The sequence below is a fragment of the Sphingomonas sp. Leaf38 genome, assembly GCF_001421825.1.
GTDB lineage: Bacteria > Pseudomonadota > Alphaproteobacteria > Sphingomonadales > Sphingomonadaceae > Sphingomonas.
In genome coordinates this window covers 147,270-164,955 of sequence record NZ_LMLD01000008.1, presented here as the reverse complement: position 1 = coordinate 164,955, position 17,686 = coordinate 147,270, and the positions used below count along the sequence as shown (strand labels likewise).

Genomic DNA, 17,686 nt, shown 5'->3' with positions numbered 1-17,686 from the left:
TCTCGGTTTGGCTCAGTTGCCGGGGTTGCGGTAGAAACCGCGGAAGTCGATCGTCGCAGCACCGACATCGAGGCGGGCCTTCGTCTTGATGCCGTCGACGTCGAAGCCGGCCTGCGTCTCGATGAAGACGCCTTCCTGACCTTCGAGGTGCGAAAGCTCGATCGTGTCGATCGCGCTGGGATCGGCGATTAGATACCAGCTGTTGTCGGTGATCCGCGGCTCGACGATCAGCTGCAGCTTGCCGGCAAATGGGTTGACGTTCGACGTCTGGGCAGCCGTGACGGTGGTCAGGAACTGCTCTGCCTCGGTCTGTTTTGCCGGACCGACGACCAGGAAGACCGGACGCACGGTGATGAAGCCGCCTTCCGCCGACTTCTGCTGAGCCATCGCAGTACGGCCTGCGGTGACCGATGCGACGGTGATTGCCGCACCGGTGCCGAGGTTGCCGTGCTGGGTCGAGAAGAGCGCGAAGCCGTCGCCCATCGTCGGGTTGCTGATGATGATGCCCCAGACGAGATCGCTCTCGAGATCGCGGGCCTTGAACCCGAACTGGGTCGGGACGCGCGAGAACAATCGCTTGTCGTCGTTGATCAGCGCCTGGCGGGTGATCGCGATGATGCGACCGTAGGTCTGCAGGCGATAGCTCATGCCGGTGTCGGACATCGCGCCGTAGGTGAACTCGGCGTTCTCGCGGACGAGCAGCAGCGACGGGGCATCGCCCAAGCCGATGATGTTCGTGTCCTTGAAGTCCGGCAGCGTGCCTCGCGTGACGATCGGGCCGAAGGTCTGCGGCGCGATGTCGTATGCGGCGCGGACGCGCTTGCCAGCAGCGTTCGACAATGCGTTGGCGAAGTCGCTGGTCGTGTGCGCGCCGTAGCGCAGACCGAGCGCTGCGCCCGCGATCTCCAGCTTGTTGCCGCTGAACACGCCGATGCCGGTGCGCTGGCAATAGTCACGCGCCATTTCCATCATCGACATGCCGCGGAACTCGCGGGCGGCCGTAGCGTCTGCCTCGGGTACCGTCGCGTTTGGGTCGGCGCGCAGAATCACAGCCGCCTCGATCGCACGGCGATAGCCGTCGTTCTCGGTACCGCTACGACCGGCGCGGGCGTCGATCGTCGGCAGCGCACGGGCCTCGATCAGGCGATCGGAGATGGCGCGTTCGAAATCGATCGCGGTCAGCGGCGTGGCCTCGTTGCGGACGATCAGTTCGCGCGCGAAGGTGTCACCGAGATCCGTCGAGCGGCCGCAGCGCTCGAAGATGTTGGTGGCGGTGATCGCGGGTGCCGAGCGCTGCTGGGGGGCATGCTCGATGACAGTCGTGGTGGGGTCGTTGGCGGGCGTGGTGTCCGCCGCCTGGGTTGCCTCATCGGCCATGTTGGTTTCCTCGGTGGTGGACGCGGTCGCGCCGCGGATGGTGCAGGGATGATCGCCGCCCTGCGCGGCACTCCGCTGACGCACTTGCGCCGCGGCATCGAAGGGCACCGTGACGAACGAGAGCTCGACTGGCTCCCAATCCGTCGCCAGCATGTGGGGATATTCACCCTCACGCTCGGTGCGTTGAAACTCGAATACGTTGTAGGACACGCTCAGCGAGCGGATGTGTCCGTCGATGATCTTGGCCACCGTATCGGCGACATCCGGCGTGCGCGCGAGGCGGACCCGGCATAGGCCCTCGCCGTTCTCGATCCGGACGCTGCCAGGAACGACTGAGCCGAGCACGCTGCTGAGACTGTAGGTGCTGTGGCTGTCGAGCAGGCACGCGCCCGCATTCAGGCGACCGAGCCGAACCGCGCCGGCGTCCATGGAGAGTTCTTCGGTGTAATAGCCACCGTCCAGCCAGTCGAAGCGCAGCCCAGCTGCACCGATCGACCAGACGACCTCGATCGAATTGTCTTCCTTCAGGTACGATGCCGGGCGGACGTCCGCGGCGCGCAGCATGGTTGGAGCGTTGACGGCGCGCGTTTCCAGCGCGGGGGCGGGATCGGGCATCAGCTGTTTCCTTGTGCGGGGGCGGTCTGGCCGCCGGCGGCTTGGTTCGCCGTGAAGGGGTCGCCCTTGTAGAACAGGCCTTGATCCTGCTGCTTGGCGAGGTCGGCCTTCGTTTCGGCCATGAAGGTGTCGTGATCGATGCCGCGCGAGTTCAGCAGACTGCGGCGGTTTTCGAGCCCCGCCTGCATCTCCAGGATGTCGGCCTTCGCATCGCCCTCACGGTCGATCGACTTCCGCGGGGGCGGCGTCCAGCGCATCTCGTAGGACGGGGCCCGCGTTTTGCCGAACTCGTATGCAGCCTGGCAGAACCAGTCCCACACCCGATCAAGGAAGACGGGGATGATCGTGTTGAACTGGCGCTCTTCGTTGGTCGCGTCAAACTCAAGGGCACCGGCGCGGTACGACGAGAAGTTGACGTTCGAAAGATCGCCGGTCTGATGCTCGTAGGTGACCCCGACGCCCGCCGCGGTGGCGAGCAGGTTGGCCTTCAGCGCGTCGTTCAGTCCGCCCGCAGGCTTTGGGTCCGCGAACTGCACGTCTTCGCCCGGCGCGAGCGTGGTCATGGTGCCCGGCTCGAAATACTCGGCAGGCGGTAGGTCGTCGCCGCGCGACTGGATCTGGCCGAACGGCTCGTCGACCCAGTCGGGATTGATCCGGCGGAAGCCGACGAAGCAGGACTCGATCTTGCGGCGGACGAGGTCAGCCTCGAGCGCTTCGTCGATGTCGCCGAGTTTCTTGATCACCGATTCGAACACCGAGCGGCCGCGCGTCTGGCCTGCGTCTTCCTGTTCGTAGAGGTGGATCACATCTTCGGCTGGAATCCAGAACGACGGGCGGCTGCGCCGGTAATCGGCTCGGGCAGGAAAGAACCAGTAGCCGGTGACGATGCCGTCGACGCTGTATTCGATGCCGTCTTCGATGTTCTCGCCCACTTTGGACGTGTCAAGCAGGCCGCCATCGAGGACATCGATGCGGAGCGGCATGACCTTGGCGTCCTTCACGTACCGCCGGACGATGAAGCTGTCGCCTTCGCGGAACATCGTGCGGGTCGCGAGCGCCTGCTGGCCGTAAAAGTTGAGGCGGCCGCGATAATCGCTGACCTTGGTCCATTCGGTCCAGAGGTTCTGCAGGGCCTTCGGGCCCTTCGGCGCGCCGGTGATGCCCCAGCCGATCGTCCCGTTAAGCAGAGCCCGGATCGCCTTGCGACCATATGGATTCTGATAGGCCAGCCGCAGCAGTGTGGCGCGATCGACCAGTCGCGACGGGCGGGCGTCGTTGGGCTCGCCCGTGTTCACGCCGAAGTTGGGATTATCTTCGCGCAGCCGCCGCATGGTCTCGGCGGCACGGCTGACCTGATCGAACTGCACCCGCGCGAGCGCCCGTTTGGTGGCGTAACGCGGCGCCACGGCCGCAATGGTGCGCTCGATGAGGTTCATTATCGGCGGATCCGGCCGACGGTCGTGCGGCGGTGGGGCTGGGTCTGCGATGCCGCTGCAGCCAGCTCGGTCTTCACGTCGGCCCGCAGGGCGCGAACCTCGGTCAGCGAATGAAACTCGGTGCTGCGGCCATCGGCGAAGATGACCTTGCGAACACCGGTGAGCATCGCGGAGTCGAGTTTGTCGAGGTCGGATTGCTGGAACGCCATCAGCGCCTCCTGGTCGTAAAGGGGTTCGGCTTGCGCGACGGCGCGGCTTTCGCCGTGGGTGCGGCCGGTCGGGCTGCCGGTTTCGAGCCTGCGGGCTTCGGCAGCCGTGAGGCGGGGATGGTAGGCTTAGGCGGGGCAACAGGATCGGGCGGCTTCTCGTTCTCGCCGCGGACCTTTGCCCAATGGGCATCGGTCCAGCGGTCGACCCCGAGGGAAAAGGCGACGGCGCGCGCGTAGACCGCGTTGTCGAGGGCTTCGTTACGGTCCCGAGTCTTGTGCCATTCGTTGCGGAAGCCGCCGTTTCGAAGCCGGATGATCCGGAGCTCTTCGGCGACCAGCTGCTTGATCCACTCGTCCGGCGTGCCGTCGGGCAGATAGACGTAACCGTCGGGATAGGCCTCGCCATCAACTGGCTTTTCAAGCTCGAGCAGGCCGAACAGTTCGCGCTTGAGCATTGACGTGCCGATGTTCCACAGCCGAACGCCGCGTTTCATCTTGCGGCCGTTGACCGTCACGTCTTGCCAGCTCGGCGACCCGATCGGCTGGTTCGCCGTAATGGCGTGCCGGCCCTTTACCGCCATGGCGAAGCCCGGGTGCCGCCGCGCCCAGCTATAAACCTCCATCGTGCTATCGCCGTCGCCGGAATCAATTGCGACGCGCGCAAGACGAAGCGAGCGGCCGTCTTCGGTGATCCAGTCGCGGGCCACTTGCTCGTCGAGCTTCTTCCAGGTGGCCTTGTCGGAGATAGAACCGAAGACTTCGATTCGTTCCACGAACTCGCGGCGACGCCCCGGCCCGAATGCCCAGATGTCCATGTCGATGCGGCCGCCGCCGCCGCGCTGAACGTCAGCGGCACCGATCAGCAGGCCAGCTTTCGCAGACGGCGTGCCGAGGGTCATCGACTTCTCCCGGCGATCGTAGAGACGCTGCCATTCCGGCGCTTCGCCGCGCTCCGCCCATGCCTCGCCCAGGACCTGGTTGACCCAAGTGCGAAGGAGGTTGGGATCCTTGCGGACCTCCATGAACTCGCGCGCGATCTCCAGCCACGCGGCACCCGGATGCTGGCTGTATGCTGCCCAGATATGAAACGACCGATGCCGAGGGAACGCGACCGGGTTGTGGGCGCGCCACTCGCCGTTCTCGTCCATCCAAGGCTTCTCGGCCTCGTCGATATCGCAGCCCTGCTCGCACCGATACCAAGCGCGGGTCGGGTGCTCCTTCGGCTCCCACCTGATCCCAGCCCCAGTGCCGTCGCCGAACACCAGCGTCTGGACGTGACCGCAATGCGGGCAGGGGACGTATCGGAATTCCTGGCTACCCTGTTCGAACAGGGCATCGATCCGACTGAAGCCTTTCACCTTCGGGGTCGAACCGGCAGCGCTGAAGCGCCGCGGGGATGTCAGATTGCGCTTGAAGGCGAGGCGGGCGGGGTCACCTTCTTCCTTGGTTGCCCAAGGGTAGCCGTCGCATTCCTCGAGGAAGACGTCGTCTGCGGTGACGCGGCGAAACTCTTTCGGGCTGTTCGCGCCCTTGATCTGAATCCAGCCACCTTTGTAGCGCTTGGCCCGGATTTGGTTGTCGGCATGCCGCGGCTTAAACGTCGCGACCGATCGGACGACCGGCCATTGCAGCACGGGGTCGAGATCGTCGCGGCTGAACTTCTCGGCATCGTCGATCGTCGGCTGGTAGATTAGCGTCCGAGCGGGATCGAACTTGATCCGCCAGGCGACGAAGCACTGGAGAATGGTCGAGTAGCCGATGCGGCTGCTCTTCCTGACCGATAGCTGCGACGTTTCCGGGTCGGTGAACGCGTCGGCAATATCCGACTGGAACGGGAATGGGCGAATGCGCGCGCCGTCATCCGATCGCGCGTGTTCGGCCATAAACTTCGAAAGTGGCGGGCGCTCCCGCGGCTTGCATGCGGCCAGCCAGCCGGCAGCAAGCGTTACACCGTGTGCGCCAGGGGCACGGTACGGCTCAGGCGCTGGCGTTTTCCTCGGGCTCGCCCTCATCAAAGCCCCCGCCGCGCGCCTCTTCGATCCGGGCCATGCTCAAGTCGGTGAGGACGTTGTTGATCTCGGCGTCGACGCGAGCCCGCAACTTCGTGTCACCCTTGGCGACGCGGGCACCGACCTGTTGTAGCTGAGCGACGATCATGACGATCACGCCGGCGCCAGCCGCCACCATATCCGGCAACGAAGCGAGCTCTTTGCGGCGCTCGGCATTGTCCATGGCCTTGGCGTCCGCTTGCTCCTTCGCAAGCCGCGCCTGCTGCTGCTCTTTGTCGAGAGAGTCCGGATCGACATCGTCGATGCCGTATTTCGTCTGCGCCCATGCCTCGATGTTCTCGAGTAGGGACGCGCCATCGGCCGGCAGGTCACCCTTGGATCGAAGCTCGCCAATCCAGCGGCTGGAGCAGCCGAAGAGTGCGGCAAGCTGGGGCCGGGTGGGCTCATCAAGGTCGATTTGCGCCACTTCCCTGCTCCATCTTCCGAAAGCCGCAGAAAACCGCCGAAAATGGCGCGAGGGAGGAAGAACTATAGGCCATGCTGTGCCTAGCGATCTTCTGCGCCTTTGCCCCCCGTATTGCTCGCGATGCCCGGAAGGACCCAAAGGGCCACCCCGGCCCTTTTGTGATCGTGCGTCGGTGCGCAACAATCGTGCGTGGAAACCGAGGCAGGTCAGAGGGTTAGCCCTCACGGTTTGAATACTTGCAGAGGTCAGCGGCCTCGCACCGCGGCGCGCAGGTCGATCGCTGCCTGCTCGGCCTGCTCGATCAGGCGCTCGCTGCGCCCCTGGTGGCGTGACCCTGATGCCATATCTTCGGCTATGCGCAGCACGCGCATACCGATCGCCTCCACCACGTCTGCGGTAGTCGGCTGAGACCGCGTCGTCACATGACGCCCTCCGTGGCACATACGACAAGAGCCGCAACCCTCGCAGGCGCGGCTCTAACAACTGGTCATTTGCGTAGCTTGCGGGGGTGATCGCGTCAACCTCTTACAAGCATTCATTATGGATGTTCTATGCAATTGACCGCAATCAATTATCCCAACAGCTTATTCGCGCTCGGCCTGGGGAGGCCGACTCAGAGGGGATACCAATGAAAATCGCTATCGGCGCACTCGCTTGCGCGCTCACGTTCGCTGCACCCGTCGTCCAGGCTCAGACCGCGCCGGCGGCAGTTGCAGCCACCACGACCGGTACTCTACGGGCTGGCACATCCGTGCCGCTGAAGATGTCAGAGGTCCTGACGACCAAAGGCAAAAAGCTAAAGGTCGGCCAGCGCTTCCAGCTTGAGACTGCCGAGAACGTCACGGTCGATGGCAACGTGGTCATCCCTGCGGGAAGCCCTGCGGTCGGCGAGATTACCGAGGTCCGCAATAAGGGGATGTGGGGCAAGTCGGGCCGCATCAACGCTCGCGTGCTCTACGTCCGCGCCAACGGTCGCCAAATCCGCATGACCGGTTCGCTGGACGATAAGGGCACGACCGGAACCGCGGGTGTTGTCGGCGCTGTGGCGCTCCTTCCGATCGCCGGTTTCTTCATGACCGGCACCAGCGCCGAGATCCCGCTCGGTGCTCCAGTGCATGCATTCGTCGACGAGGACATCTCGGTCGCCGTCGTTCCAGCCTCCGCGCCAATGGTCATTGCACCTGTTGCGCCGGTCGCGGTCACCTCTGGCGTGGCTGTAAAGAACTAGATGCGGCGTCCTCTCGCCGGGATTCCGGCGGGAGGATCAAACCGTCAATCGTTAGAACAGTCGCTCCTTCATCGCGATGATGTCGGCGACGAACTGCACGGTCGTCCGCGCGGCACTCACCTGATCATTCCGGCAGGTCGTCAGGTCCGATCCAGCGAAACCGGCCGCCATGTCGAAGCGGCACACGTTCTCAAAAAGGCTCCAGTACTTGGGCGGCACATAACCCTTGATCCGCTTCAGGTCGTCGAGGGCTTCCTGCTCTGCCCACCCGTTGCCCTGCCCGGCGCCGGGGATGCGCGCTAGATCCATGACGAGGCCTTTGCCCCCAAGGCGGGACCATAGCGCCTCGCAGTGGTCGATCGCTGCGACTTGGCTATCGGACAGCAGCTTCGCTGCCTTCCAGCGTGCTACCGGCGTGCCGCCCCGATTGATCAGCGTGTGCTCGGTCACCACGCGGCCGGCATCACGCAGCGGCACATCGACGATTGCGTGCATGCCTCGCGCTACCTGGATCGCGGGAGCACCGATCGCCTCTCCCTTCGCGGTCACCGCTTCGGCCATGCGCTCCGCCGGCGTCTTCGAATGACGCTTGATCTTTGTACTGGCTTTGAGCCCCCTTGCCATCGTCTCAACCCTCCCAAGTCACTGAAATACGCGCAGACAAACTTGCCATGGCGGGACCAATCGAAACGCTTTCGTAAGCCGCGAAACCTATAAAGGTGCGATGACTCCACGCTTCGAGATCGTCGCCAATCCGGCACTCAACCTGGTAACCATCACCATCGGAGGCTTCTTCGCCCAACCAGACATCGACGTGTTCGAACAAGCGCGCGACGCTGCTCATCGCCAGCTCCGATGCGGTCCGAACCAGCAACTCACTCTCGTCGACATGCGTGAAATGATGATCCAGTCCCAGGAGGCGATCGTTGGGTTCCAGCGGGTCCTGAACAACCCGGCTACCAAGTCCAAGCGCATCGCAATCGTCACGGGCAAAACGCTCGCCCGTATGCAGGTCGAGCGCGCCGCAGAACGCCGAGACGTTCAGTACTTCAGCGGCGAGCCAGAAGAAGCGCAGACGTGGCTGTTGAACGGCTGACGGATCCGCGTCCGGTATGGCACTTTGCGCGTTGGACGTGCCGGACCAAAGGAGATCTCGATGACCGAGCGTAAAACACCTGAGCCCGTCGACAACGTCGGCATCAAGTCCGGCAACGCCGATCGAACCGCAGACGGCTTTGGCAAAGGCGAAGGCTACTCCGGCGATGAGTACGACAGCGCAGACCACGCTGCTGAGCGCCACCTGCAGAACCGTGACGGGGCTCACAACGCCGGTGCTGACGAACCTGCGGACGGACGCGACATCCCCCCGGAAGCCGGCAAGCGAGCCTACATCGACAACAAGACCGGTGAGGTTCACGGCAGTGGATCGGGTGCTGGCGGTGGCAACGCCGGTGAAGACATCGACCTCGACACGTCGCGGAGCGGTCCCGAGGAATGACCGGGGCAGGGGGCACGCGGCGATCACGCGTGCTCCTCCAGCTTCCGAGCATCGACCGGCGGACCGGGGATGGCCATCCGTCGGTAACGTTCCGCAGTTGACCGGCTTGCCTCCCGAGCTTCGTCCTGCGCCGCGACCTTCGTTCGCAACCGGGCCTCGATCCACGAAACGGGCTCAGCTCGGCCGGCAGCGCTGAGCAACGCTGCGTTCGTCGCTTCCTCGCCGTGATTTTTGAACCACTTGGCAATGAGACCGCGAGCGCTTTTGACCGATAGCCCAGCAGCGCCCAAGAGCGCGACGCCAGCATCGAACAAAGCCTTTTTCGGATCGACCGGTGACGGCACGGCGCCCGTTACGATAGTAACGGAATCTTTCTTCTGTCCCTCTCCCTGTCCCTTGGGAGGCTCAAGGACTCCTAAAGTTGTCCCTAAAGGACCGCTTTGGGAATGCTGTTCCTCGTCCTTCTGGGATCCCCACCGTTTGCTGTTCCCCTTCTTGGATCGCTCCCGATAGGACAACTTCTTCGCCCATGCCTCGGTGGCTTTCTCGCAAACAACGGGATGATAGAGACGACCATCGCTGCACGCGACGAAGCCCCGGAGCGCAGTTGTCCTCAACTTCTTCCATTTCGTGCCTGCGCCAGACAGGTGCGCGAGCACGCGATCATCGGCAGGCAGGCTACCGGCTGGTACCTGCTGCCAAGCCTTGCACCACAGGGTCATAGCGGCCTTGAACTCATCGCCCGTCGACAAGGCGAACATATCGCTGTCGAGCAGGCGGACTGTGTCGACCGGCATGAATGCGAAGTCCCGGAGGTCGCAATCGGACGGCGTGAGAGGGGCGGGCAAATCAGCGTTCGGCATTGTTATGCACCTTCCCTGGAACTGTAGAAATCGCTGCCGCGAACGGCGGAATTGGCGCCGAAGAACCAGCCGATAGCTTTGCCTGAGGGGCCGCTGCGCCGCTTGGGGACGAGAAACTCGACCTTATTGCGCACTGCTTCCATGTCCGTCCGCCACTCTTCGTATTTCTTGTCGAAGGGGTCCGGCTCCTCCTTCTTCAGGTATTCCTCCTCGCGGTAGACGAAGAGGATCACGTCAGCGTCCTGCTCGATCTGGCCGCTGTCGCGGAGGTCGGATGGCATCGGTCGCTTGTCCGGACGCTTCTCAACGTCGCGGCTAAGCTGCGCCACCGCCATCACGACGAGACCTTCCGACTTGGCGAACTGCTTGAGCCCGACGCTGACCTCGCTCGCATGCTCGTACGGCGACATGCCCTTGCGGCTGTGTGCCATCAGCTGGAGGTAATCGACGACGATCAGCTCAAGCTTCTCGCCCTTGGCGGCGAGCTTGCGCTTGTGGCTACGCGCCTGGCGGATCAGCTTCGCCAGCGTCAGACCGGACGTCTCGTTGATCTCGATCGGCAGTTCGTCGAATCGCTCCTTGGCAGCGATCACGGCGCTCATCTCATGTGGTCGAACCGTGCCGTCGCGAACATGTTCGTACGGTACGCCACCGCGTGGCGAGAATGTCATGTCGGCGAGCATGCGCCGGGTGAGCTCGTCAGCGCTCATCTCGAGCGAAAAGATCAGGACGCCATGCCCCATGCCGGCCGCGCCGATCGAGTACGACGTGACAAGCGACGTCTTGCCCATCCCGGGGCGGCCGCCGACGACGACGAGATTCGAGGGGCGCAACACGCCGATCGCGCTGTCGAGCGAGTTGATGGTCCCACAGCGGACGCCGATGATGGGTTTGCCGAAGCTGTTGATGACCGCGTCGGCATACTGGCCAACTGATCCCTGCGCCGTGATGACCTGCTCAGCCAACTCAGCAACCGCTTCGTCTGCGTTGGCGACCAACTCCTCGCGGGTTACGGACAAGTCGCGCGCCGAAGCGACGACATCTTTCAGACCCGCGACCATCCGCCGCCGGCTAGAAAGCATGGTGATCTGGTCAAAGTACGCCTTGGTCCGCGCCTTCGGTCCGGCGTTGAGGTCGGCCGCGGCAAGCGCTGAATAAGCGCGGGGCCATTCGCTATCTTCGGCAAAGTGCGGGGCCAGCGTTACAACGTCGACGGCGCCGGATGCCGATTGCTCGATCATCTTGCCGTAGATGCGGCCGTACAGGGGAACTGAGAAGTCGGCGGGGCGGCAGCGATCAGCCACCTCATCGATCAGCCGGTTATTCGCCAGCAGATCGCCGAGAAAGCCGATCTCGGCCTCGACGTTATAGAGGGGGCTCGCAGTCTCGGCCGTCGCGAACTGCTCTTCGAACGCGCCGCTCATGCCCGGATTCCCCGTAGCTGGTCGTTCCAGTCCTTGAAGCCCTCAGCCGGCCACATGATCCGCGTCGAGTAGCCTTGCTCGATCAGCTCCTCCTCGACCTTCTCCACGGCGGCGCGACCGGCTGAATCGTTCTGACCTGCGATCACGATCGAGACGATCCGACGCGGGTATTCGATGTACGGCATCATTGCGGTGCCGAGTGTGACCCAGACCTCGGCGCCGAGCTCCTGTGCGAGGCTCAGGCCGTCCTCGGGACCCTCTGTTACGATCAGTTCGTCCCCGACGCTGTAGGCGTCCGAGTTGATCCGGAGCGCGCCGCCCTTGATCCGCCCGAGGCTGCGCTTGGGCTTCTCCATGCGCGCCTTCTGTTTTCCGCCATCGGCGAGGAAGATGCGCTGCAGGCCGATAAGCTGATCGTCGCCGTCGACCACCGCGCCGACGAGGGCCGGAAGGTCAGGCCCACACTGTCCCGTATCATCATCGTACCAAGCGGGCGTCTTCGCGAACCGTATCGTATGCGGAGCGGGCATGATGATGCCGCGGCTGCGCAGATAGACTTCCGCGGGCGTGCCGGGGGCAGGGACTGCCTTATCCCAGACTGACTGCGCGCGATCGATGGCGCGTTGCCGGTCGCCTTCGTCCTCCGCCGCCGCCCTGGCGCGCTGCGCAGGATCCACGCCGGGGAGGCTGGCGGCGCCCAGCCACTTCATCGCGTCGAGGAAGCCGAGGTTCTCGGTTTTCATCACATACTTCACGATGTCGCCGGACGCGTTGCAGCCGAAGCAGTGGTACGTGCCCTTTGCATCGTTCAACTGCATCGAAGGCGTGCGTTCGTTGTGGAAGGCACACAGGGCGCGCTTCTCGTTCTTGCCAGCGCGGACGACCTTGCGGGTGCGCGCGACCACGTCGCTGATGTTGTATCGCTGCTTGGCCTCGTCGACTGCCTGGCGGAAGGCGGCGTCGCGCTCGGCGCGTCCCGTGGAACGGCTCATCGTCCTCGGCCCTTCTCCGTTGCGATCATCTCCAGCCAGATCGCAGTCAGCGCATGCACTCGGCGGATCAGAGTCTCGTGCGGTAATAGCTCGTGCGGCTCGGTCAGGTTGTCCGCCTCGATCGCGATGATCGCCGGTAACAGGTTAGCGATTGTCAGCGCCGCGGCCTCATCGCCAGTGCAGATTGCCCCGGCATCCGCCCAGCGTCCGCCGACGAGCGCCAGCAGCGGATCTGCGAACCTGCCGCCCCATTCGTGGCAAGCGGCGAGGAATGTCGGCAGGTCAATCGGCGACGCGGTGTTGGCATATGCCGCCGCCCGGTCCTCCGACTTGCCCAGCACACGCCCCATGTCGCCCCAGGTCGCGCCATCGTCGGTCTTGATCGACGTGATGACTGCGTTCTGTGTATCGACCGCGGCTGACGCGGAGAACGTCCGACGGCGTCCGTGGATGTACGGGGCGTTCATGCGGCAAATGCCTCTGCATGGTGAAAGACAGGAAAGCGCGGCAACAGATCGACCTGACGGTCATCGCGATTGCCAATCTGATCGCGGCGCTGACTGACGCCATGCGCAACGCGGACATTGGGAACGACGTCGTTCACGGCTTCCTCGACGAGCTGGATCATCTGAACTGGATGACGATTTACGGCACGCCGCGGCGGGTGTTGGACGACATCATAGAGGTCGTGCGCAGTACGGTGCCGGTCAATGACTGAGGTTGGGGTGACCGCAGGCATCTTGGGGAGCGCGATCACCCCTACATCCGTCGCACCAGCCGGGGCGCGAAAATTGGCTGCAATGGGAGATATCAGGCAGCCACGCGGACGTTGTGATGCAAATACCGTATTCTGCTTATCCGTGCCAACCGGCTTCGCTGAACACATAGATCGGATTAAGCGATTAGTGACGCTCATGCCGCGATGTTCGCGACCGGAGAAGGCGCATGCTCATTGGGATATAAGTCGGGGCGGAGTTCATGGCGACTTCCGAGTCCGGCTTGCTCGGCTTTCAAAACGTATTCACCAGGAAGAGGTCGACCGTTCTTGAGCCAATACGAGACCAGCTGTTGCGACGTGCCGACAGCGGCTGCAAAGCGGGACTGGTTGTTACCAGCCTTTGCCACTGCTCGCTTGAGGGCTGCGGCGAGATTTTCGGGGGTCGGCTGGCTCATAAGTCAATCTTCTACAGAAGTCTGGTAATCATGCAACAGGAGTTTTGTAGGAACACGCCGACAAAGTTGTTTGTAGGGTGTGCACCGATGAGCAAACTGCCAACAACCCAATTACCGACCGATGCGGCCGGGTTCGCCGCGTGGATTAAGTCAGAGCGTGACGTACGTGGCTGGTCGACGCCCGTCTTGGCCGAGCGCGCTAGGGCTTTCGCTCGTGCTGACGGCAGTATGATCGCGTTGACGCAGCAAACGATATCCGGATTTGAACAAGGTACCGCGAAGCGAATTCCGCAATGGATACGTTATGTCCGGGAAGCCTTCGAGAAAGACGGTGAGTTGCCTCGCACAGTAGGGGCCGATCAGCCCAAGATGCACACCGCCGATGGCGGGGAAACGGTCGAAATTACCAAACTAGATTTGTCGCTGCCAATGGGACCAGGCGCAACGGTCGACGATTACATTGAAGATGAGCCGGTCTTGTTCGACCTCAGCTATGTCCGCGGATTTACGCGCACGCCTCCCCAGCAGTTGCGCATCGCGCGCGGCGTAGGCGACAGCATGTTTCCGACGCTCAATAGCAATGATCTAGTATGGATCGACAGCACTCAGACTAGCCTCAACCAGCAGGATCGGGTTTGGGCGGTTTCGATCAACGGTGCCGCTGCGATCAAGCGGTTGCGCTCCCTTAAAGAGGGTCGCGTGCTGGTGATCTCCGACAACCCGACGATCGACAACTACGAGGTCGGCGGGGACGAGATCAGGATTGGCGGACGTGTGATCCGGTTTGCGAGGGACGTTTGAGCGAGCCAGATCCAGACCGCGCGTTTCGCTTCGTTTACCGAGGTAGAGATGCGGCCCGTAATGCCATCGAAATGCGACATCTCGGCGCTTCGCTGATTGGATTAGATCGCATCATGGCGGACGGTCTTACTGTTCTTACTGAGCAACGGTTGCCCACCCGACGCGAACGACCGCCTATCTCACTGGAGATACAGGCGCCTCAAGCGGGTTCCGTGGAAATATTGGGCGGCCTTGCGCCGATGATCGGACAACTCCCGCTCCTGTGGGACTTCGTGGCATCTGGGCGGGCCAAAAGTGCGATGGAGTTCGCGGCATACGTTCTCAAAGTCCGCGGTGGACGGCCGGCAGAGGCTGAGGTACACAAAGAGAACATGTTAGAAATCCTGCGCATCACAGAGGCGGCAAGGGACCGCGCGGACCAGCGCTGGCATGATACGTTACGTGAAACGATAGGCCACCTAGCGCATTCCGTTGCAGAGCGTTCGAGTTACGCTTCGAAGCAAGCCGTGGCGCCGGTCGGACGTTCGGTAGATCAACTGCAAATTGGTGATGCAACCGGCGACGGGAACCTGATCGACGCCGCAATGGCGGATGTCATCCGCGAGGGTGGCGGAGCAACAGTCGGTGATCAGGAGCGGTTAATCGTCCAAGTTGACGGGTATCAACATCACAACCGCACCTTGAAAATATCTAGATTAGACGGCGAAGGCTTCATGACGGCCAACGTCACTGATCCAGCATTCGAGCAGGCCCCTAACCTATACACAGAGGCCGCAACGGTACGCGCTCGGTTGGTCGTAGATGCAAAAAAGACCTTCCGAGATGGACGCATTGAGCGGCTTCACATCTCAAACGCGATAGAGATATTGGCTGCATAAGTGAGGCAGCAATCTCTCGCGATCGTCGGCATAGACTACCCCAACAAGCGGGGACCGGGACGACGATTCGAGCTTGAGATATGCCAGCCCGGTGAGCCGATTGAGCTACGCCCCGAACCCAACAACCAGTTCGACGAACACGCCATAGCAGTGTTCTCCTGCCGAGGCATCCAGCTCGGCTGTCTGGCGTCTGCGCGCCGTTTTCCTGAGCGTCATGCCCCTCACGCCGCAATTCTCATGTCTTCCGAGTGATCATATGCGACCTGCTCGCACTGATCGATGTGCGCCATTGCCCTCCCCCGTTCCTGTGACGCAATCCAAAGAAGTTTCTCGATACGATCAAGCAGATTTTCCGCCCACACATCGTTCAGCAGGACCTGCGGGTTATTCACCCGGTCCTTCGCCTGCATTACTATATCCTCGACTGTGCTTAGCAGGACGGCCAAATTAAGAATTGAGCCCCGTACTTCCTCGATTGGCGAGCTGATCTCGATCAGCGGAAACGGAGTGATGCACATTACGGTTTTTGTGGTACGGGTATTCAAAGCCATGACGGGGTCCTCTCCCGTTGGGGGTTAGGAACGGCGCTGGGTCTCACCTCCAGCGCCGTTCTGCGTTTCAGTGGGCCGTGCCGCCCATGATGGGATGCAGCTTCACCATCCCCTTACCCGTCACCAGCGCCGTGACGCTGCGCTGCAAGCCTTTCTCGGGATGGTCCCAGCTACCGATCTTCACGTCGAGGTAGCTGGTGTTGATCTTGTCCTGATACGGCTCGTTCGTTCGCGTCAGCCAACCCATCTCGCGAAGCTTCGAGCAGAGACGATTGCGACCGGTCCCGAAGACCTTGGCTGCTTGGCTAAGGCTGATTGCATCCGGAGCAGCTTCGACCTGATCGGCGAAAGCAATTTTGGGCGCGTCGGTCTCAACCTTGGCGACCAGCGCCGCATTTTTCTCAGTCTCGTCGGCAAGCGCCCGCAAGGCGGTGGCGAAATCCTTGGGAAGCTGGATCGGCGCAGCGCCTGCCTCCAGTTCCTGCCAACGGTCGATGATTTTGGCGCGGAGTTCCACGCTGTAACCGGAGACAAGGATGAGGGTTTCGCGCTTGGGCAGCAGGAAGGCTGGTGTCATCCGGGTTGAGCCGTTTGGCCCCGAGGTTGAAACGATGGCTGAAAAATCAGCCGCAGCTAAGCCTAGGGCATCGAGCATCTTCCGAACGTCTGCCAAGACGTTCTTGTGGTCTTTGCCTGTGAGGTCTGCGATCTCACGGCTGGACATGGTGGCTGGCGATTTCCCGCCGAAGCCGTTATGTGTAATTTCATTCATTGTCGCTTCCTTCGATAATGGAAGGCGTTGGTTCCCGATAGGTTGTCTAGGCCGTGGGAACCGACGCCGCCTCTGCGGCCAAGCCGCGTTTGATGAGGAACAGCAGTTCCCCGTTTAGTGGTCGGCAGTTTTCTGCCGCCCGATCTTCAAGCTCATGCTTCATACCGTCGGGCATTCGCACCAGCACGCGATCCCATTCACGGATCGGCTTGCTCACTGTCGCTATCTCCTCTGTTAACTGTTGGTTGCCACGGTATATCTTTGTTGCCACGATGTGTGGCAACGGTCAATAGATCTGTTGCCACGCTACTCGCTTTTATGATTTTTCCTGCTAGGCAGCGTGAATGAACGAGGGAATGAGAGTCCGCGATATGGAGCGCTTGGTGCTTCGCATCTCGCCCAACTTGCGCGAGCTTCTTGAGACGCGAGCGAGGGTCAACCAGCGGTCAATGAACGCCGAGGCTGCGGCCATTCTCGAACAAGCTCTCGACGCTGGTCCCGCCGCGTTGATCAGGAGAGCTCTGGAAGAGTATCACCAGCTGGGTCGCAAAATCAGCAATACGGAAGAGCGACGTCAATATCTGACCGGACGCCGCGACGAAATGCGTGCCGCTATCGTCGAGTTAATGCCTGACGAGCGATCTGCAGATGCAGTGATCCGGGGGTATGAGGCTGAGCGGGCCAAAGACGAGGTCGACCAGCAAGCGCGCATCGAACAGGTCAAAAGCCATGCCTCCGACATCCCCGACATCCCCGACATCCCCGACAACCTGAAGCCGCGGCGGTAATGGCCGACTCTGCGATTCTGCGCTCCAACGAACGCGCCAAGGCGATCTCCAATGCGCTGTTCAACCTTGGTGCGGCTCTGGTCGGCGCCTGCGCAGTGAAGCTGTACGCCAAGCCAACAATCGACCTGGAGTTGACGATCTGGTCATTAGGCGCTGGTATGCTTATATACGTAGGATGGCTTTGGCTCTCACTGTTGGAATCGGAGGCTTGATATGGTCGCGCTGCCGGAAATTCTGTCAGGGATGGCTCCAGGCTTGCTGGGGATGACGGTAGCTGTTGGCGCCGCGGTTTGGTTCAAGGTGGAACAGCGGAAGGCTAATGCACGTCGCAAGTTGCATCCCGTAGCTACCGTTGCAACGCCTCTCACGGCTGCGGTCTTCGGAACTAAGCCCGATGCTGTTTTTGCCGCCGCCCGAGGCTCTGTCGCTGCCTATAACGCGGCAGTCAGTGACGTCGTTGGCAGCAATATCCACCTCGGCAAGGCGGGTAAGATCAATATCTCGCACAGGGATATCACGTCGGCTTGGATGGAGACCGCCATGAGGGAAGATACGAAGGACTAAGCCGCTCCATCTGGGCACTCCAACGAAAGCCTCTCGCAGATA

Annotated in this window: 24 protein-coding genes; 9 read left to right on the top strand and 15 right to left on the bottom strand. The window is 62.2% G+C overall.

Going from position 1 to position 17,686, the window contains the following annotated elements:
• Positions 1-12: 12 nt before the first annotated feature.
• The 6 genes from ASE88_RS01865 to ASE88_RS18610 form a co-directional block, all read right to left on the bottom strand.
• A complete protein-coding gene (locus ASE88_RS01865; protein WP_056474681.1) occupies positions 13-1,992 on the bottom strand; it encodes a prohead protease/major capsid protein fusion protein in 1,980 nt (659 codons plus the stop codon).
• Positions 1,992-3,428 (bottom strand): phage portal protein, encoded by a 1,437-nt coding sequence (locus ASE88_RS01860; RefSeq protein ID WP_056474678.1) that lies wholly within the window; start codon positions 3,426-3,428, stop codon positions 1,992-1,994. Before ASE88_RS01860 ends, ASE88_RS01865 begins: the two co-directional genes overlap by 1 nt.
• A complete protein-coding gene (locus ASE88_RS01855) occupies positions 3,428-3,637 on the bottom strand; it encodes a phage head-tail joining protein (RefSeq protein ID WP_056474676.1) in 210 nt (69 codons plus the stop codon). The genes ASE88_RS01860 and ASE88_RS01855 overlap by 1 nt, the downstream gene beginning before the upstream one ends.
• Positions 3,637-5,520: a phage terminase large subunit family protein gene (locus ASE88_RS01850; protein ID WP_235527710.1), complete on the bottom strand. Its 1,884-nt coding sequence runs from the start codon at positions 5,518-5,520 to the stop codon at positions 3,637-3,639. Before ASE88_RS01850 ends, ASE88_RS01855 begins: the two co-directional genes overlap by 1 nt.
• Before the next feature lie 94 nt (positions 5,521-5,614).
• Positions 5,615-6,112 carry a hypothetical protein gene (locus ASE88_RS01845; RefSeq protein ID WP_056474672.1) on the bottom strand — a complete coding sequence of 166 codons (498 nt, stop codon included), beginning with the start codon at positions 6,110-6,112 and terminating at the stop codon, positions 5,615-5,617.
• 245 nt (positions 6,113-6,357) lie between these two features.
• Positions 6,358-6,534 carry a hypothetical protein gene (locus ASE88_RS18610; RefSeq protein ID WP_156356857.1) on the bottom strand — a complete coding sequence of 59 codons (177 nt, stop codon included), beginning with the start codon at positions 6,532-6,534 and terminating at the stop codon, positions 6,358-6,360.
• Between the two features lie 206 nt (positions 6,535-6,740).
• Here ASE88_RS18610 and ASE88_RS01840 point away from each other — a divergent pair, with 206 nt between their 5' ends.
• Complete coding sequence (locus ASE88_RS01840) at positions 6,741-7,340, top strand: hypothetical protein (protein ID WP_056474670.1); 600 nt, start codon at positions 6,741-6,743, stop codon at positions 7,338-7,340.
• Positions 7,341-7,391: 51 nt separating this feature from the next.
• On the opposite strand, the gene ASE88_RS01835 is transcribed toward ASE88_RS01840, so the two are convergent.
• Entirely contained in the window at positions 7,392-7,964 is a 573-nt protein-coding gene (locus ASE88_RS01835; RefSeq protein WP_156356856.1) for a hypothetical protein, read from the bottom strand.
• 100 nt (positions 7,965-8,064) lie between these two features.
• Between ASE88_RS01835 and ASE88_RS01830 the strand changes: the two genes are divergently transcribed.
• Positions 8,065-8,436: an STAS/SEC14 domain-containing protein gene (locus ASE88_RS01830; RefSeq protein ID WP_056474665.1), complete on the top strand. Its 372-nt coding sequence runs from the start codon at positions 8,065-8,067 to the stop codon at positions 8,434-8,436.
• Positions 8,437-8,496: 60 nt separating this feature from the next.
• Positions 8,497-8,838 (top strand): hypothetical protein, encoded by a 342-nt coding sequence (locus ASE88_RS01825; protein ID WP_056474660.1) that lies wholly within the window; start codon positions 8,497-8,499, stop codon positions 8,836-8,838.
• 23 nt (positions 8,839-8,861) lie between these two features.
• On the opposite strand, the gene ASE88_RS01820 is transcribed toward ASE88_RS01825, so the two are convergent.
• The 4 genes from ASE88_RS01820 to ASE88_RS01805 are packed head-to-tail and all read right to left on the bottom strand — an operon-like array spanning position 8,862 to position 12,584.
• A complete protein-coding gene (locus tag ASE88_RS01820; protein WP_056474657.1) occupies positions 8,862-9,701 on the bottom strand; it encodes a DUF1376 domain-containing protein in 840 nt (279 codons plus the stop codon).
• Positions 9,702-9,703: 2 nt separating this feature from the next.
• A complete protein-coding gene (locus tag ASE88_RS01815; protein WP_056474654.1) occupies positions 9,704-11,125 on the bottom strand; it encodes a replicative DNA helicase in 1,422 nt (473 codons plus the stop codon).
• The gene (locus ASE88_RS01810) at positions 11,122-12,117 is read right to left on the bottom strand and encodes a CHC2 zinc finger domain-containing protein (RefSeq protein WP_056474650.1); all 996 of its coding nucleotides are present in this window, start codon (positions 12,115-12,117) and stop codon (positions 11,122-11,124) included. Before ASE88_RS01810 ends, ASE88_RS01815 begins: the two co-directional genes overlap by 4 nt.
• Complete coding sequence (locus ASE88_RS01805; protein ID WP_056474647.1) at positions 12,114-12,584, bottom strand: hypothetical protein; 471 nt, start codon at positions 12,582-12,584, stop codon at positions 12,114-12,116. The genes ASE88_RS01810 and ASE88_RS01805 overlap by 4 nt, the downstream gene beginning before the upstream one ends.
• A gap of 17 nt (positions 12,585-12,601) precedes the next feature.
• On the opposite strand from ASE88_RS01805, the gene ASE88_RS01800 reads away from it, so the two are divergent.
• Entirely contained in the window at positions 12,602-12,835 is a 234-nt protein-coding gene (locus tag ASE88_RS01800; protein WP_056474644.1) for a hypothetical protein, read from the top strand.
• A gap of 194 nt (positions 12,836-13,029) precedes the next feature.
• On the opposite strand, the gene ASE88_RS18095 is transcribed toward ASE88_RS01800, so the two are convergent.
• Positions 13,030-13,290 carry a transcriptional regulator gene (locus ASE88_RS18095; RefSeq protein WP_082466058.1) on the bottom strand — a complete coding sequence of 87 codons (261 nt, stop codon included), beginning with the start codon at positions 13,288-13,290 and terminating at the stop codon, positions 13,030-13,032.
• An 87-nt stretch (positions 13,291-13,377) separates the two neighbouring features.
• On the opposite strand from ASE88_RS18095, the gene ASE88_RS01795 reads away from it, so the two are divergent.
• Complete coding sequence (locus tag ASE88_RS01795) at positions 13,378-14,091, top strand: helix-turn-helix transcriptional regulator (protein ID WP_162233381.1); 714 nt, start codon at positions 13,378-13,380, stop codon at positions 14,089-14,091.
• A gap of 71 nt (positions 14,092-14,162) precedes the next feature.
• Positions 14,163-14,969 carry a hypothetical protein gene (locus ASE88_RS01790; RefSeq protein ID WP_156356855.1) on the top strand — a complete coding sequence of 269 codons (807 nt, stop codon included), beginning with the start codon at positions 14,163-14,165 and terminating at the stop codon, positions 14,967-14,969.
• A gap of 221 nt (positions 14,970-15,190) precedes the next feature.
• Here ASE88_RS01790 and ASE88_RS01785 read toward each other — a convergent pair whose 3' ends face one another.
• The 3 genes from ASE88_RS01785 to ASE88_RS18090 all read right to left on the bottom strand — a co-directional run bounded on the left by ASE88_RS01785 (position 15,191) and on the right by ASE88_RS18090 (position 16,509).
• Positions 15,191-15,520, bottom strand: a complete 330-nt coding sequence (locus ASE88_RS01785; RefSeq protein WP_156356854.1) for a hypothetical protein — start codon at positions 15,518-15,520, stop codon at positions 15,191-15,193.
• Between the two features lie 67 nt (positions 15,521-15,587).
• Positions 15,588-16,292, bottom strand: a complete 705-nt coding sequence (locus tag ASE88_RS19085) for a Rha family transcriptional regulator (protein WP_082466054.1) — start codon at positions 16,290-16,292, stop codon at positions 15,588-15,590.
• A 46-nt stretch (positions 16,293-16,338) separates the two neighbouring features.
• Positions 16,339-16,509: an Arc family DNA-binding protein gene (locus ASE88_RS18090; protein ID WP_156356853.1), complete on the bottom strand. Its 171-nt coding sequence runs from the start codon at positions 16,507-16,509 to the stop codon at positions 16,339-16,341.
• A gap of 127 nt (positions 16,510-16,636) precedes the next feature.
• Here ASE88_RS18090 and ASE88_RS01775 point away from each other — a divergent pair, with 127 nt between their 5' ends.
• From ASE88_RS01775 to ASE88_RS01765, 3 genes are read left to right on the top strand one after another with little or no spacing between them, the layout of a single operon-like run.
• Positions 16,637-17,080: an Arc family DNA-binding protein gene (locus tag ASE88_RS01775; RefSeq protein ID WP_056474626.1), complete on the top strand. Its 444-nt coding sequence runs from the start codon at positions 16,637-16,639 to the stop codon at positions 17,078-17,080.
• Positions 17,080-17,292 carry a hypothetical protein gene (locus ASE88_RS01770; RefSeq protein ID WP_056474624.1) on the top strand — a complete coding sequence of 71 codons (213 nt, stop codon included), beginning with the start codon at positions 17,080-17,082 and terminating at the stop codon, positions 17,290-17,292. The genes ASE88_RS01775 and ASE88_RS01770 overlap by 1 nt, the downstream gene beginning before the upstream one ends.
• Position 17,293: 1 nt before the next feature.
• On the top strand, positions 17,294-17,644 hold the full coding sequence (locus ASE88_RS01765; RefSeq protein WP_056474620.1) for a hypothetical protein: 351 nt from the start codon (positions 17,294-17,296) through the stop codon (positions 17,642-17,644).
• The last annotated feature ends 42 nt before the right edge of the window (positions 17,645-17,686 follow it).

Coding starts and splice junctions, on each gene's coding strand:
- ASE88_RS01805 (WP_056474647.1), bottom strand. CDS start 12,584: ATGAACGCCCCGTACATCCACGGACGCCGTCGGACGTTCTCCGCGTCA.
- ASE88_RS01790 (WP_156356855.1), top strand. CDS start 14,163: ATGCGACATCTCGGCGCTTCGCTGATTGGATTAGATCGCATCATGGCG.
- ASE88_RS01850 (WP_235527710.1), bottom strand. CDS start 5,520: ATGGCCGAACACGCGCGATCGGATGACGGCGCGCGCATTCGCCCATTC.
- ASE88_RS01800 (WP_056474644.1), top strand. CDS start 12,602: ATGGTGAAAGACAGGAAAGCGCGGCAACAGATCGACCTGACGGTCATC.
- ASE88_RS18095 (WP_082466058.1), bottom strand. CDS start 13,290: ATGAGCCAGCCGACCCCCGAAAATCTCGCCGCAGCCCTCAAGCGAGCA.
- ASE88_RS01795 (WP_162233381.1), top strand. CDS start 13,378: ATGAGCAAACTGCCAACAACCCAATTACCGACCGATGCGGCCGGGTTC.
- ASE88_RS01775 (WP_056474626.1), top strand. CDS start 16,637: ATGAACGAGGGAATGAGAGTCCGCGATATGGAGCGCTTGGTGCTTCGC.
- ASE88_RS01835 (WP_156356856.1), bottom strand. CDS start 7,964: ATGGCAAGGGGGCTCAAAGCCAGTACAAAGATCAAGCGTCATTCGAAG.
- ASE88_RS01765 (WP_056474620.1), top strand. CDS start 17,294: ATGGTCGCGCTGCCGGAAATTCTGTCAGGGATGGCTCCAGGCTTGCTG.
- ASE88_RS01785 (WP_156356854.1), bottom strand. CDS start 15,520: ATGGCTTTGAATACCCGTACCACAAAAACCGTAATGTGCATCACTCCG.
- ASE88_RS01810 (WP_056474650.1), bottom strand. CDS start 12,117: ATGAGCCGTTCCACGGGACGCGCCGAGCGCGACGCCGCCTTCCGCCAG.
- ASE88_RS01825 (WP_056474660.1), top strand. CDS start 8,497: ATGACCGAGCGTAAAACACCTGAGCCCGTCGACAACGTCGGCATCAAG.
- ASE88_RS01855 (WP_056474676.1), bottom strand. CDS start 3,637: ATGGCGTTCCAGCAATCCGACCTCGACAAACTCGACTCCGCGATGCTC.
- ASE88_RS01815 (WP_056474654.1), bottom strand. CDS start 11,125: ATGAGCGGCGCGTTCGAAGAGCAGTTCGCGACGGCCGAGACTGCGAGC.
- ASE88_RS01860 (WP_056474678.1), bottom strand. CDS start 3,428: ATGAACCTCATCGAGCGCACCATTGCGGCCGTGGCGCCGCGTTACGCC.
- ASE88_RS01830 (WP_056474665.1), top strand. CDS start 8,065: ATGACTCCACGCTTCGAGATCGTCGCCAATCCGGCACTCAACCTGGTA.
- ASE88_RS19085 (WP_082466054.1), bottom strand. CDS start 16,292: ATGAATGAAATTACACATAACGGCTTCGGCGGGAAATCGCCAGCCACC.
- ASE88_RS01840 (WP_056474670.1), top strand. CDS start 6,741: ATGAAAATCGCTATCGGCGCACTCGCTTGCGCGCTCACGTTCGCTGCA.
- ASE88_RS01865 (WP_056474681.1), bottom strand. CDS start 1,992: ATGCCCGATCCCGCCCCCGCGCTGGAAACGCGCGCCGTCAACGCTCCA.
- ASE88_RS01820 (WP_056474657.1), bottom strand. CDS start 9,701: ATGCCGAACGCTGATTTGCCCGCCCCTCTCACGCCGTCCGATTGCGAC.
- ASE88_RS01770 (WP_056474624.1), top strand. CDS start 17,080: ATGGCCGACTCTGCGATTCTGCGCTCCAACGAACGCGCCAAGGCGATC.